Consider the following 14,206-nt stretch of genomic DNA (forward strand, 5'->3'; position numbering starts at 1 on the left):
ACCGGCCTATCCTGGGGTTTCCCGGGCCCGTCGACAAATCGCTGGCGGTTCTAAGCTCATGCCTGGCGACCGAGTGTCCCGGCCCGACGAAGGCCCGGTTCGCCAACCGGCGGGCCAGAGCAAACCGCGAACGGACAAGCCGTCGCACGCCATTGGTCAAATAATGGCTATATGCCACCAATTTCTCACCTAACATGAACCTTGGCAGGATAGACGGACGCAGCACCGGAGGACCGGCCGCTGACGGGCCGCTGCCTTCCCAGAACCCGGCGGCCCCGCCGTTTCCGGCCGCCATCTACCACGCGCCACTGGAATACGTCCATGCCATCCGGGGCCATCCCCAAGCTCAACCTGCGCACGCTGATCCTGCTGTTCACCTCGCTGGCCATCCTCGCCACGCTGTTGAACGACCTCTATGCCACCTACCGGATCCAGCGCGAGACGCTGGTGCGCAATTCGCTGGAGACCAACCGCGCGTACGCGGCGAAAGTCGCCCTGACCCTCGGCCAGAGCCTCGACGCCGACCTCGGCCGGCTGCGCTACAGCGCCCAGGTGATGGGCAAGGACTTCGCCTCCCGGGCGACGATGCAGGCCGAGGCCCGGCGCCTGGCGGAGCAGGACCAGAGCTTCAACACCCTGGTGATCGCCGATGCCCAGGGCCGGATTCTCGCCTCGCACCCGCCGGCGCTCAGCGTGGCCGGCCAGAACCTGCGCTCGCGGGAGCCGCTGGAGCGGCGCCAGGCGATGATCAGCCCGGCCTTCAATTCGCTGGTGGGCAACCTGATCGTCTTCGTCTCCCACCCCATCCGCAGCCCGCAAGGCGAGTACCTGGGGCTGGTCGGCGGGACCATCTACCTGCGCAAGAACAACGCGCTCAACGAGATCGTCAGCAAGCACTTCCAGACCGACGCCTCGCACCTGTACCTGGTGGACGGCAACCGCCACCTGCTGTTCCATCCCGATGCCGACCACATCGGCAAGGCCGTGGGCCGCAACGCGGCGGTGGACGCCGTGCTGCGCGGCGAGAGCGGCGCGACGCAGGTCACCGATGCCGACGGGGTGCAGATGCTGGCGGGCTATGCCCCGGTGCCCAACAGCGGCTGGGGGGTGGTCGTCCAGCAACCGATGAGCGCGCCCCTCGCCGCCCTGCGGGCGCTGATGCTCCAGGTGGTGCAGGGCATAGTGCCGATGATCCTGCTGGGGCTGGTCCTGCTCTGGTGGGCCGCCTCGCGGATCAGCCAGCCCCTGAGCAGGCTCGCCGACTACGCCGAGCAACTGGACGACTCCCGCGGCATCGGCCAGGTGAGCGCCTGGTACTACGAGGCCTGGCGCATCCGCCGCGCGCTGATCCAGGGCGCGCTGCTGACCCAGGAGCGCATCGGCAAGCTCAACCGCCAGGTGCTCAGCGACCCGCTGACCGGCCTGGCGAACCGGCGGATGCTGGAGGACTGCCTGCGCGACTGGGCGCTGCTGGAGAAGCCTTTCGCGGTGATCAGCATGGACATCGACCATTTCAAGCGGGTCAACGATGCCTTCGGCCACGACGTCGGCGACAAGGTGCTGCAGGCCTTCGCCGACCTGCTGCGGCAGAACTGCCGCGACGGCGACGTGCCCTGCCGGGTGGGTGGCGAGGAGTTCATCCTGCTGCTGCCGCTGACCGGCCTCGCCGACGCCGCGGAAGTGGCGGAACGGATCCGGCGCTCGCTGGCCGAGGCCGTCATGCCCCCGGCCGGGCAGGTCACCCTGTCGCTGGGAGTGGCCTGCTGGACGGCGGACCGGTCCGACGTCGCCGCCACGCTCAAGGAGGCGGATGAGCTGCTCTACCAGGCCAAGCAGGCCGGCAGGAACCGGGTGATGGTCCACGGCAAGGGGACCTCGACGACCGCAGCCTGACGAGCGCGCCGGCAAGGCAGGCTCAGTCCAGTGGCGCGAGCCCGGCCACGCCCTCCTCCCGGGTGTCGGGGTGCAATGTGAGTTCGATCCGATGCGCGGCATGAAGCAGCGCATCGGCATTCTCCTCGAGGCGTTTCGCAGCGGTGAGCAGGGCCGCGGCGGTAACGGGCGAGACGGCCTCCGCCGCGGCCTGGCGCAAGACCTGGACGGCAGACGTCTCGTTGATGGCAGAAGCCAGCAACACCTTCCTTAGTCGTTCCATTTCCTCCTCCATTGTCGGCTGGAGCAGTGCAGGAATAGCTCCGATTTGGCCTGGCCAGCGGACGAGCCGACAGTCGGCAGTGTGTGGGTAGGTTTTTGTTTGGTTGGAATTTGGCTTCAGGCTCTGGTCCCAGCCCCGTTATGCCTGCGAACGCAGGAACGTAGGGCGGGGGCGTTGAGTCCGCTCCCTACGCCCGGGCTCTCCTGTAAGCATAGGAGCGGACTCCGTCCACGATTCGACGGGCATGATGAGGTGGGGTTAGGCGTTTCAGGATGACGCCGAACTCTCCGCCCACTCCGAACGGCCCCCTCTCCCTCTGGGAGAGGGCTGGGATGAGGGAACGGCCGCCAGGATCGAACGCTTTTGCCGACCCCGGGCACCCTCACCAACGCAACAAACGCGGCCCCAGCATGGCGCCCAGCAGCGTCGGCAGGAGCATACCCGGCAGGTGCCAGATGCTCCAGAAGGGCACACCCATTTTCCGGGCCGGCCAGAGTGGCGGTGGCGCCGCCTCAGCCCTCGAAGATCGCCACGGCGCGGACGAACCCCGCCGAGGCGTGGCGGATCTTGTAGGGGAAGCAGCTGACCAGGAAGCCGTCGGCCGGCAGCTGGTCGAGGTTGGCCAGTTTCTCCATCTGCCCGTAGCCGATGTCGCGGCCGGCCTTGTGGCCTTCCCAGATGAGCGCGGCGTCACCGCTTTCGGCAAAGCGCTCGCGGGTGTACTTGAAGGGCGCGTCCCAGCTCCAGGCGTCGGTGCCCACCACCCGCACGCCGCGCTGCAGTAGGTAGAGCGTGGCCTCGCGGCCCATGCCGACGCCGGCTTCGAGGTAGCCCGGCTGGCCGAACAGGCTGCCGGCGCGGGTGTTCACCAGCACGATGTCCAGCGGTTGCAATTCGTGGCCGATGCGCGCCAGTTCCATCTCCACTTCGGCCGCCGTCACCACGTGGCCGTCGGGCAGGTGGCGGAAGTCCAGCTTCACCCCCGGTTGCAGGCACCACTCCAGCGGCAGCTCGTCGATGCCGAAGGCCGGCTTGCCGCCGTCGGTGGTCGAGGCATAGTGCCAGGGCGCATCCATGTGGGTGCCGCTGTGGGTGGTGATCTGCAGGCGCTCGGCGGCCCAGGCCTCGTTGCCCGGCAAGTCTTCCTTGCGCAGGCCGGGGAACATCGCGGCCATTTCCGGCCAGCCCTGCTGGTGGTCCATGTAGTCGATCTTCGGCAGCAACGGCGGCGGGTCGGTATAGGGGTTGTTGTCCAGGCTCACCGAGAGGTCGAGCAGGCGGCGTTTGCTCAGGTTCATGCGGAAACTCCTTTGCGGGCCGCCGCGCGGCTGCGGCGCGGCGCAAGGTCGAGGGCGTTGCGCAGCAGCGCGGCGGCCGATCCGTCGTGGCGGAAGCCCAGGGCGCGGGCCTGCGGCGTGCGCAGCGGCGGGAAGCGGCCGAACAGCGCTTCCAGCTGCGCGTCGGGTTCGAAGGCGATGCGCGCGCGGTTGGCCTCGCCGAAGCCGGCGGCCAGGGCGTCGAGCACCTGGGCGATGGACAGTTGCAGCACCGGCAGTTGCCACACGCGCCGCGCGCCGGGGTTCTGCAGCTCGGCGGCGTGCAGCAGGTTGTCCACGCAGCAGCGCGCCGACATCCACCAGGCACTGGCCTGGGGCGACACCGGGCAGGTGTAGGGCTCGCCGGCGGCGTAGGCGTGCAGCAGGTCGCTCATGAAGGCCGAGCGCAGGCCGTTGGGCTGCCGCGGCCGGGCGATGATGCCGGGCAGGCGCAGGGCGCGGCCGTCCACCTCGCCGCGGCGGGCCAGGTCCTCCAGGGCGGTTTCCACCATCAGCTTGTGCGCGGCGTAGGACAGCTGCGGGTGCGCCGGCTGCGCCTCGTCCATGCGCGCCGGCAGCTCGCCGCCGTACACCGCCACGCTGCTGGCGTACACCAGCACCGGCGGGTGCTCGCGGTGGCGCAGTTGCTGCAGCAGTTCCAGGCTGGCCTGCAGGTTGACCTGGTAGCCCAGTTCGTACTGCGCCTCGGCAGCGCCGCCGGGCACGCTGACCAGGTGGAACACCACGTCGATGCCGTCGGCCAGCACCCGGCGCAGCAGCGCCGGGTCGGTGACGCTGCCGTAGTGGCGGCGCAGGCGGCGGTCGTCCGGCAGGCCGTCCAGTTGCTGGTCGAGCAGCAGCAACGCGTCTATCCGCCGCCCGCGCAGCTCGCCGCGCTCCAGCAGGCGACGGGCCAGCTCGCGGCCGACGAAGCCGTTGGCCCCGCTGACCATCACGCGCATGGCCAGCCCCCCTGCACCACGCGCTGGTCGATGGCGCCGAACAGCGCTTCGCCGTCCGCGCCGCGGGCTTCCATGCGCACGCGGTCGCCGAAGCGCATGAAGCCGGTGCGCGGCGCGCCCTGGGCGAGGGTCTCGATGGCGCGGCGCTCGGCGATGCAGGCCGAGCCCACCGTGCGGTCGGCGTTGGACACGGTGCCCGAGCCGATCAGGGTGCCGGCGCTCAACCTGCGCGTCAGGGCCGCATGGGCGATCAGCTGATGGAAGCCGAAGTGCATGGCGCCGCCGTGGGGGTGGCCGAACCATTCGCCGTTCCACTCGACCTTGAGCGGCAGGTGCACGCGGCCGTCGCGCCAGGCCTCGCCGAGCTCGTCCGGGGTCACCGCCACCGGGGCGAAGCTGCTGGCGGGCTTGGCCTGGAGAAAGCCGAAGCCGGTCTTCATTTCCCGCGGAGCCAGGGCGCGCAGGCTGACGTCGTTGAGCTGCAGCACCAGGCGCACGTGGGCCAGGGCGTGCTCGGCCGGGCAGCCCATGGGCACTTCGTCCACCAGCACGGCGAACTCGCCTTCGAAGTCGATGCCGTGGGCCTCGCTGGGCAGCGGAATGTCCGCCCGCGGGCCGAGGAAGTCGTCGCCGGCGCCCTGGTAGATCAGCGGGATGCTGTCGATGCCGTCGATGGGCTCCAGGTCGAAGGCCTTCTGCATCAGTTCGCCATGGCTGAGGAAGCAGGAGCCGTCCAGCCACTGCCAGGCGCGCGGCAGCGGCGCGGCCAGCTGCGCCGGGTCGAGGGCGAAGGCGCCATCCGCCTCGTCGGCGTTCAGGCGCTGGTAAAGGCGTTGCAGGGCGGGTTCGACGGCGGGCCAATCGTCCAGCGCCGCCTGCAGCGTGGCGGCGATGGCGCCGGCCGACACCGCCCGCTGCAGGTCGCGGGAGACCACCAGCAGGCGGCCGTCGCGGCTGCCGTCGTCGAGGCTGGCGAGCTTCATGGCAGCAACTCCTTCAGCGCCTCGGTGTAGCGCCCGTCGAGGAGGATGAAGACCATCCGCGCCATCTGCTCGGTGCGGTTGCTCCAGGCGTGATTGGTGCCGCGCTGGACCACGATGTCGCCGCGCTTGAGGTGCACCTCGCCCTCATCGAGCACCAACCACAGCTCGCCTTCGGTGACGATGCCGTAGTCCAGGGTTTCGGTGCGGTGCATCAGCTTGTGCTTCGAATCGGCCTTGCCGGTGCCGGCATGGGCCTGGCCGATCTCGGCGAAGGCAGCCGCGGCGTCCTCCGCGCTGACCTGGTTCTGCAGGCTGTCCGGCGGGATGTCCACCACGCGGATCACGCTGCCCAGCGGGCCGGGGCTCAGTTGCAGCGGCTGCTCGGTCGGGTCGTCGCCATTGTCCAGCGGCGCCGGGCTGGCTGCGCTGTTCCACACCTCGTAGAACACGGTGCCGGGCACCGCCTTGAGCGGGAAGACGTTGGGCGTCGGGCCGCTGCTGGCGACCACTGCCTGGCCCTGGGCGTCGTGCCCGGTGACTACGCGCTTGAATTCGGGAAGCTGTTGCATGCTGACTCCTTTGCGATGGGGTTCCGCCCACGGGCCGGACGCGGCCTGGGCGGCCTGGGAGAAACGTTCGTTCATAGCGCCTGCGCCATCGGCGCCGGCCGGCCATGGCGCAGCAGCACCAGGCACAGCGGCGCCAGGATCAGTTGGCCGATGGCGACCGCCAGCAAGGCCTGGGGCAAGTGCGGGTTGGCGCCGCCGGTGATCGCCAGCACCAGCAGCGGGCTGAGGAATTCGCCGGCGAAGATGGACGCGGTGAAGCCGCCGGTGGCGCGGCCGCGCTGCTCGAAGCCGACCTGTAGCATCACCTGGGTGATCAGCGTCGGCAGCAGCAGGCCCACGCCCAGACCGTTGACCAGCACCGCCAGCACCACAAGCGCGTGGCTGTCGGCCAGGGCCATGAGCGCGCCGCCCAGGCCGGCGGTGGCGAAGCCCAGGGCCAGCAGGCGCCGCGCCGGCAGCGTGGCGAGCAGGCGGAAGGCCAGGGCCCCGGCGAGCACGCCGAGCTGGTTGGCGCCCATGGTCATGCCCACCTGCTGCGGGGCGTCCACGTGCAGCAGCTGCAGCAGGTAGCCGGCCTGCACCGGGACGATGAACAGGCTGACGCCGGCCAGCAGGGTCAGCAGGTACAGCGGCGCCAGCGCGGCCCAGGGGAAGCCTTCGACGTCCGCGCGCAGCGGTCCGGCATGGCGTACCTGCGGCTCCCACAGCAATGCCGCCATCAGCGGCAGGCACAGCAGGCCCACCGCGTAGAGCGCGAAGGGCGTGCGCCAGCCGCTCTCCCCCAGCGCCCCGCCCAGGCCCATGAACAACGCGGCGGACAGCGAGGTGGCGACCATCTGCAGGGCGAACAGGCGCTCGCGGCGCTGGCCGTCGAAGTAGTCGCCCATCAGGGTGGTGCAGCAGGTCATGATGCCCGCCTCGGCCAGGCCGATGCCGGCGCGGCTGGCGACGATCAGCCCCAGCGAGTCGAGCCACAGCGGCAGCACCCCGCACAGGCTATACAGCAGCATGCTGGCCAGCAGCAGCGGACGGCGGCCGATGCGGTCGGCGAGCAGCCCGGCCAGCGGCGCCAGGAAGGCGATCACCAGCGCCGGCAGGGTCAGGGCGACCGGCACCAGCACGGCGGCGCCGGGGGTTTCGGCGAAATGCGCCTGCATGCGCGGCAGCACCGGGGCAATGAGCACCGCGCCGAGCACCGGCAGGCAGCTGCCGAACAACAGGAGCAGAGCTTGCGCGGTTCCGGCGGGGCGTTGGGCGGTCATTGCGCACCTCCGCGCCGGAAACCCATGGGACCGTGGCGATGGGTATCGTTCCGCTCAACCCATCCTACGCAGGTGTTCCTGTCGCACCTGTAGGAGCGGGCCCTGCCCGCGATTCGCGCCCAGGGGGCACTCCTACATGTGAAGCCGGCATTCGATGGATTCAGGCATGGCATCGGGCGGTCCTCTGGCTGGTATTCGGCTCGCAGCAGTCGCGGTCGTGGTGGACTTCCTCCAGCTGGTGCGCCGGCACGGCGGGTTGCGCCTGGCGCCGGGGCAGCAGGAAGTAGGCCAGCGCCGGCAGCAGGACCAGGGCGCCGACCATGTTCCAGACGAACATGAAGGCCAGCAGCACGCCCATGTCGGCCTGGAACTTGATGGGCGAGAAGATCCAGGTGCCCACGCCGATGGCCAGGGTCACGCCGGTGAGCATCACCACCTTGCCGGTGAACAGCAGTGCCCGGTAATAGGCGCTGGACAGGCTGGCGCCCTGGCGCAGCTGGGCCAGCACGATGCTCATGACGTACAGCGCGTAGTCCACGCCGATGCCCACGCCCAGGGCGATCACCGGCAGGGTGGCGACCTTCACGCCGATGCCCAGGGCCACCATCAGCGCCTCGCAGAGGATCGAGGTGAGCACCAGCGGCAGCACCGCGCAGAGCACCGCGCGCCAGGAACGGAAGGTCACCAGGCAGAGCAGGATGACCGCGCCATAGACCCACCAGAGCATGTCGTGGTTGGCCTGCCTGACCACGATGTTGGTGGCCGCCTCGATGCCGGCGCTGCCGGCGGCCAGCAGGAACTTCGCCTGCTCGCTGTCGTTGTCGCGGGCGAAGGCCTGCACGCTGTCGACCACCCGCGCCAGGGTGTCGGCCTTGTGGTCGGTGAGGTAGGCGTACAGCGTCAGCAGGCTGCAGTCGTCGTTGTACAGGCCGCGCGGGGCGTTGGCGGTGACCATGTTCAGGGTGGCCTGGTTATTCACCAGTTCGTACCACTTCGGGCTGCCCTCGGAGAGGCCCACCAGCACCCGGCGGTTGAGCAGCGCCAGGGAGTTGGTCGAATCCACGCCGGCCAGGCCGCGCAGTTGCCAGTCCAGGTCGTCGACGCGCTTGAGGGTATCGTAGGCCGAACAGGCGCCGGCCGGGGTCTGCACCATCACCGCGAACACGTCGCTGCTGGCGCCGTAGTGCGCGGTGACGAAGGCGTTGTCGCGGTTGTAGCGCGAGTCCGGGCGCAGTTCCGGGGCGCCGGCGTCGAGATCGCCGATCTTCAGATTGAGGCTCACCGCGTAGCCGCCGGCGGCCAGCAGCGCGGCCACGGCGATGCACGCGGCCGCCCAGCGGCGCCGGGTGAACAGGTCGAGGAAGCGCCACACGGCGTGCTTGTCCGCCCCGCTTGCTTCGGCCTCCTCCGCGCGCAGGCTGCGCCGCGCGGCTTTCGGGCTGACGCCGACGTAGGACAGCAGCACCGGCAGCAGGATCAGGTTGGTGAAGATCAGCACCGCCACGCCCAGGCTGGCGATCACCGCGAGGTCCTGAATGACCTGGATGCGGATGATCATCAGCACGGCGAAGCCCACCGCGTCGCACAGCAGCGCGGTGAGCCCGGCGAGGAACAGCCGGCGGAAGGTGAAGCGCGCGGCGACCAGGCGGTGCATGCCGCGGCCGATGTCCTGCATGATGCCGTTCATCTTCTGCGCGCCGTGGCTCATGCCGATGGCGAACACCAGGAAGGGCACCAGCACCGAGTACGGGTCCAGCTCGTAGCCCAGCAAGGGCAGCAGGCCGAGCTGCCAGACCACCGCCACCAGCGAGCAAAGCACAACCAGCGCCGTGCTGCGCACGCAGCGGGTGTACCAGTAGAGCACCACGGCGGTGATGGCGATGGCCGCGGCGAAGAACAGCAGGATCTGCTTCAGGCCGTCGATCAGGTCGCCGACCACCTTGGCGAAACCGGTGATGTGGATGTCCACGCCCTGGGCCTGGTACTTGCCGCGCAGGGCCTCCAGCTCATGGGCGAAAGTGGTGTAGTCCAGCGCCTGGCCGTCGGGGGTCTTCTCCAGCAGCGGCACGTAGAGGATGCTGGAGCGCTGGTCGAAGGCCACCAGCTGGCCGATCTCGTTGGAGCGTTCGACGTTGCGCTTGAGCGCCTCCAGGCTGGCGGCGCCGCCGTCGTAGCCGTCGGGGATCACCGGGCCGCCTTCCAGGCCGTCCTCGGTCACGCCGGTCCAGCGGGTGGACGGCGTCCACAGCGATTTCATCGCCGCGCGGTCCACGCCGGGCAGCAGGTACACCTCGTCGTTGAGCTGCTGCAGGACCTGCAGGTAGTGCTTGTCGTAGATGCTGCCCGCGGGGTTGGCCACGGCGATGCGCACGGCATTGCCCAGCCCGGCCAGTTCCTGGCGGTGGTCCAGGTAGTTGAGGATGAACGGGTGCTCGCGCGGGATCATCTTCTCGAAGCTGGCGTTGAGCGTCAGCCGCGTGGCCTGCCAGCCCAGCAGCAGGGTCGCCGCCAGGCACAGCAGCAGGACCAGGCCGCGGTGGTTGAACAGGGCGCGTTCCAGCAGCGAGCCGGAAGCGCTGTCGAAGTCGTCGAGGCGGCCGCTGGACGGCGCGGGGGAAGTCGGGGCGTGCATGGCTCAGTCCGCTGTGCTGGAGGAGGAAGAAGGCGCCAGGCGGCGCGCGCCGGCCATGCCGACGGCCACCAGGGCGCCGTCGGCGGCGATGGTGGCGGCGCTCAGCGGCAGGCCGTCGGAGACCGGCAGCGGCCTTGCGGCGAACTCGCCCAGGCCGCTGCGCAGGAGCATGCCGGCCTGGTTGGCGAGCAGCAGCTGGCCGCCGGCCACGCGGATGCCGTTGAGCGAGGCCGGGATGGGATTGGCCAGGGCCTGGAAGCTGGCGCCGCCGTCGTCGGAGGCGAACAGCTTGCCGCGCAGGCCGCCCACCAGCAGGCGGCCGCTGGGCAGCACGGCGGCGGCGAAGTAGCTGCCCTCGTAGGGGCCCTGCAGCGCCTGGAAGTGTTCGCCCGCGTCGCGCGAGCGCAGCAGCAGGCCCTGTTCGCCGGCGATGTAGAGGTCGCTGCCCTGCCCCGCCACGGCATAAAGGTGCAGGCCTTGGGGATTGGGCAGGTGGCCCATCCACGACTGCCAGCTGCGGCCGCCGTCGGCGGTGGCCAGGGCCAGGCCGTAGGCGCCGAGCACCAGGCCATGGCGGGCGTCGCTGAAATGCACGGCCAGCAGGGGCTTGTCGGCGCCGTCGGCTACCAGACGCTGGGCAGCGGCGACGCGGCCGGCATCGGCCGAGGCCTCGGCGGCCAGCAGTTCCAGGGCGGCGGCGCGCCTGCCGTCCAGTTGCAGGCTCCAGTGCTCGCCGCCGTCGTCGCTGTGCAGCACCACGCCGGCATGGCCTACGGCCCAGCCATTGCGCGCATCGACGAATTGCACGGCGACCAGGCTGGCGCTGACCGGCACCGAGTTCGCCTGGCGCCAGTTGGCGCCGTTGTCGTCGGAGAGCAGCACCACGCCGCGCTCGCCCACCGCCACCAGGCGCTGGCCGGCGCGGGTGACGTCCTGCAGCACCGAGTGCTGGGCCTGGGGGCCTTGCACGGCGGGCTGCGCCAGCACGTCCGGGGGACTTGCCGCGAAAGCCGGCGGCAGGGCGCAACAGGCCGCCAGGAGCAGGCCGGAAAGCATTTTGTTCATCGCACGCAACCTTGGTTTTTCTTGTAGTCGGGCCTGTCGAGGCCGGGTACCGCGAGGTCTCCCGTAGGAGCGGGCCCTGCCCGCGATTCGCGCGCAGGGCGCGCTCCTACAGGAGCAGGGTGCTAACGCTCAGCGCACGCCCTCGCCCGCCATGGCATCGGCGGTGAACACCGCGTCCTTGTACGGCGGCACGATGCGGTACTGCTCGTTCTTGCCGGCGAACAGGTCGCCGGCGAACCAGGCCCCGGAGAGCAGGTCGTAGAAGCCGTTGGTGAGGGTCACCACCCCGGGCAGGTCGGGCAGCACCACCGGCGAGGTCCACAGCGCCTTGGCCAGTTGGCCGCGGGCGTCGTAGCGCTCGCCGAGCACGGCAGTCCAGGTGTCTTCGTCGAGGTAGTAGGTGCTCCTGGGCATCACGTGGCGCTGGCCGTTCTTCAGGGTCGCCTCCACCACCCAGACGCGGTGCTTCTCCCAGCGGATGGCGTCGGACTTCAGGTGGTGCGCATCCAGCAGCGCCTCGGGGCCTGCGGCGGTGAACACCTTGTTGGCGTTGTACGGGATGTACAGCTCCTTCTTGCCCACCAGCTTCCAGTCGAAGCGGTCGACGCGGCCGTCGAACACGTACAGCTCGTCGAAGCTCAGGACCCCGGCGGTGGCCGGCGTCGGGGTGTCGCAGCAGGCGTTGGGCAGGCGGCGCACGCGGCGCTGGCCGGGCAGATAGGTCCACACCGTGGTCTTGTCGGCATTGAGGTTCTCCAGCCCGGTGATGGCCTCGCCAGCACGCAGCGGCGGGCCGTCGTTGATCATCCGGATGGACCAGAACACGCCCCGCTCGCCGGCGCCGCCGGGCAGGTACCAGGGCATCTGCAGGTCGGCGCGCGAGTCGTTGGTCAGCACGTGCTTGCCGTCGGCGGTGGTCAGGTACTGGGTGAAGCTGGCGTGCCAGGAGGCGCCGCGCCAGCGCAGCAGGTGGTTCCAGATGGCCTCGGCACCGCTGCCCGGGATCGGGAACGGGATGCCGCCGGCGGCGCCCTCGGGCATCAGCCCGGCGGGGCCGTCCACCAGCTTGCCGCTGGTGGCGTTGGCGAAGGTGGCGTCGTACACCGACTGCGGCGCGGCGGCGCTGCGGTGGCTCGGGTAGACCTCCAGGCGGTAGCTGTCCGGGTACTTGCGGAGCATCGCCTGGGTCCCGGCGGACAGGTTGTCGGCGTACTGCGCCATGTTCTGCGCGGTGATGGTGAACAGCGGCTTCTCGTTGGCGAAGGGGTCGCCGCGCTTGCCGCCGTCCTTGTAGGCCGGGTCGGCCTGGGTGTAGCCGCCGGTCCAGGCCGGGATGCTGCCGTCGGCGTTGCCGGCGCGCTCGCCGCCCAGCGGGGTGAGCGTGGTCCTGAGCTTGCCCGCCTCCTCGGCGGAGACGGCGGCCAGGGCGCCGTGGGCGAACAGCAGGGAGGCACTCAGGGCGGTGAGCAGGGAAACGACTTTCTTGTGTTTCATCGGGCAGTCCTCGGTCAGAAGGTGCGGCTGACGGTGAAGGCGATGAAGTCGCGGTCTTTCAGCGACTGTTCGAAGGTGTAGTGGTTGTCGGCGTCGAGGAAGGTGTTTTCCGGGCCGTAGTAGTGCGTGTAGGTCAGGCCCAGGCTCCAGGTGTTGAGGTAGTTGCCCTTCAGGCCGATGTTGATGTCGCCGCCGTGGTCGCTGCCAAAGCCAGTGCCCAGGGCCTCGGAGGCGCCGTTGGTGTAGCTGGCGCCGAGCGGCACCGAGAGGTCCAGGCCCGGGTAGATCTGCCGGTACATCGGCTCGTAGACCAGGCGCAGGCTGGTGGCGTCGCGGTCGGCGTTGGGGTCGATGGCGTCGCGGTTCTTGCTCACGCTCAGCACCCGGTTCCAGGCGATCTCGCCGAGGAAGCTCGACTCGCCGGCGATGAAGTTCGGCTCAAGGCTGGCCAGCCAGGAGAAGTTGGCGTGCAGGGTGCGGCCGGTGGCGTAGAGCGGGTCGTCGCTGTTGTTGATCGCCTCGCCCACGGCCAGGGCGTGCTGGTTGGTGGAGGCCAGCGGCTGGTTCCAGCGGGTGGAGACTTCCCCAGCGACGTTGAAGTTGCCCAGGGTGGTGGAGAAGCTGCCGCCCAGGGCGCTGATGCCCTCCGGGTACACCCAGTAGAACTCGCCGGCCTTGCCGGTGAGCGGGTTGAGGTTGGCGAAGTCGCTACGCACGTTCAGCTGCGGCGACTTGTCGTGGAAGCGGATGGCGTACAGGCCCCAGTCCACCGTCTCGGTGCGCCAGCGCAGCTGCACGCCGCCCTGCCCCGAGTCCTTCGCCTCCTTGTCGTTGCCGTGGTAGAAGGCCAGCGGCTGGCCGCCGGGCATCACCGGCGAGCCGATGTACATGCGCTCGGCGCCGTCGCCGAAGAAGTCGTCGGTGGAGAAGTAGCTGCCGGCGGCCGGCAGGCGGTTGGCCTCCCACTCGAACTGGTAGTAGGCGCCGATGGACACGTCCGGGGTCAGCTGCAACTGGCCGGAAACCTGCTGCACCGGGCGGATCAGTTCCTTGAACTGGGTGTTGGGCACCGACAGGCCCTTGACCACGTCGATGGGCGCCATGCCGCCGGCGATGCCGTTCATGCCGTAGAACAGGCTCTCGCCCCACTGCATGGCGTACCGGCCCAGGCGCCCGGACAGCGGCATGCCGGCCAGCTCGGTCTTGCCGAAGACGAAGGCGTCGAGCAGCTCGCCCTTGCGCCCGTGCAGGGTGCGGGTGTCGTCGGTGAATTCGTCGTAGTCCACCGAGTAGCTGTTGGCGCGGCTGGGGTCGTTGGCGTCGCTGCCGCGGTTGTAGACGTCGTCGTACCAGGCCGCGCCGCTGACCCGCGCGCCGACGTCGCCGTAGGTGACGTCCAGCTCGGAGAGCAGGTCCAGGCGGTTGGAGATCAGGCCCTTGTCGAAGTTGCGGTCGCCGTCGTCGAGGTTCAGCGCGGTCTGGCCCTCGCTCAGCTTGCTGCTGGCGTCCTGGGTGCGCCAGGCGGCGCTGTACTTCAGGGTGTTGTCCCAGCGCGCCCGCAGGTCGGGGTTGCCGGTGTCGAATTCGAAAGCCTGGGCGTGGCCGGCGGCCAGGGCCAGCAGCGCCAGGGTGAGGGGCTTGAGCGGCGGCAGCGGCCGCGCGGTTGCACGCTTGTCAGCGGACATCGAGGTCACCTCTTTCTTGTTCTTGTGCGTTGGTGTTGGCGTGGGCCGCGGCGCGCCGGCAAGGCGGGGCGCGCCGGGCCGTG

The 14,206-nt window shown here is 70.1% G+C and carries 12 protein-coding genes; 1 reads left to right on the plus strand and 11 read right to left on the minus strand.

Annotated features, from left to right (window positions below):
• Window positions 1-321: 321 nt before the first annotated feature.
• Window positions 322-1,893: a GGDEF domain-containing protein gene (locus PM1_RS16085; RefSeq protein WP_009620202.1), complete on the plus strand. Its 1,572-nt coding sequence runs from the start codon at window positions 322-324 to the stop codon at window positions 1,891-1,893.
• A 22-nt stretch (window positions 1,894-1,915) separates the two neighbouring features.
• Here the strand turns inward: PM1_RS16085 and PM1_RS16090 are convergent, their stop codons facing one another.
• The 11 genes from PM1_RS16090 to PM1_RS16140 all read right to left on the minus strand — a co-directional run bounded on the left by PM1_RS16090 (window position 1,916) and on the right by PM1_RS16140 (window position 14,123).
• Window positions 1,916-2,155: a hypothetical protein gene (locus PM1_RS16090; RefSeq protein WP_009620201.1), complete on the minus strand. Its 240-nt coding sequence runs from the start codon at window positions 2,153-2,155 to the stop codon at window positions 1,916-1,918.
• A gap of 382 nt (window positions 2,156-2,537) precedes the next feature.
• Window positions 2,538-2,633: an NrsF family protein gene (locus PM1_RS16095; RefSeq protein WP_084229699.1), complete on the minus strand. Its 96-nt coding sequence runs from the start codon at window positions 2,631-2,633 to the stop codon at window positions 2,538-2,540.
• Between the two features lie 34 nt (window positions 2,634-2,667).
• A complete protein-coding gene (locus PM1_RS16100; protein ID WP_009620200.1) occupies window positions 2,668-3,453 on the minus strand; it encodes a cyclase family protein in 786 nt (261 codons plus the stop codon).
• Window positions 3,450-4,433 carry an NAD-dependent epimerase/dehydratase family protein gene (locus tag PM1_RS16105; RefSeq protein WP_009620198.1) on the minus strand — a complete coding sequence of 328 codons (984 nt, stop codon included), beginning with the start codon at window positions 4,431-4,433 and terminating at the stop codon, window positions 3,450-3,452. The genes PM1_RS16100 and PM1_RS16105 overlap by 4 nt, the downstream gene beginning before the upstream one ends.
• Window positions 4,424-5,416, minus strand: coding sequence for a fumarylacetoacetate hydrolase family protein (locus PM1_RS16110; protein ID WP_009620196.1), 993 nt, complete (start codon window positions 5,414-5,416; stop codon window positions 4,424-4,426). Before PM1_RS16110 ends, PM1_RS16105 begins: the two co-directional genes overlap by 10 nt.
• On the minus strand, window positions 5,413-5,985 hold the full coding sequence (locus PM1_RS16115) for a cupin domain-containing protein (RefSeq protein ID WP_009620192.1): 573 nt from the start codon (window positions 5,983-5,985) through the stop codon (window positions 5,413-5,415). The genes PM1_RS16110 and PM1_RS16115 overlap by 4 nt, the downstream gene beginning before the upstream one ends.
• A gap of 71 nt (window positions 5,986-6,056) precedes the next feature.
• Entirely contained in the window at window positions 6,057-7,247 is a 1,191-nt protein-coding gene (locus PM1_RS16120) for an MFS transporter (protein ID WP_009620190.1), read from the minus strand.
• Between the two features lie 160 nt (window positions 7,248-7,407).
• Window positions 7,408-9,879, minus strand: a complete 2,472-nt coding sequence (locus tag PM1_RS16125; protein ID WP_009620189.1) for an efflux RND transporter permease subunit — start codon at window positions 9,877-9,879, stop codon at window positions 7,408-7,410.
• Window positions 9,880-9,882: 3 nt separating this feature from the next.
• On the minus strand, window positions 9,883-10,944 hold the full coding sequence (locus PM1_RS16130) for a WD40/YVTN/BNR-like repeat-containing protein (protein ID WP_009620188.1): 1,062 nt from the start codon (window positions 10,942-10,944) through the stop codon (window positions 9,883-9,885).
• Between the two features lie 129 nt (window positions 10,945-11,073).
• Window positions 11,074-12,438, minus strand: a complete 1,365-nt coding sequence (locus tag PM1_RS16135) for a DUF1329 domain-containing protein (RefSeq protein ID WP_009620187.1) — start codon at window positions 12,436-12,438, stop codon at window positions 11,074-11,076.
• Window positions 12,439-12,452: 14 nt separating this feature from the next.
• Window positions 12,453-14,123 (minus strand): DUF1302 domain-containing protein, encoded by a 1,671-nt coding sequence (locus PM1_RS16140; RefSeq protein ID WP_009620186.1) that lies wholly within the window; start codon window positions 14,121-14,123, stop codon window positions 12,453-12,455.
• Window positions 14,124-14,206: the final 83 nt, after the last annotated feature.

The sequence above is a fragment of the Pseudomonas sp. M1 genome (genome assembly GCF_022760135.1).
In the GTDB taxonomy this organism is placed as follows: domain Bacteria; phylum Pseudomonadota; class Gammaproteobacteria; order Pseudomonadales; family Pseudomonadaceae; genus Pseudomonas; species Pseudomonas citronellolis.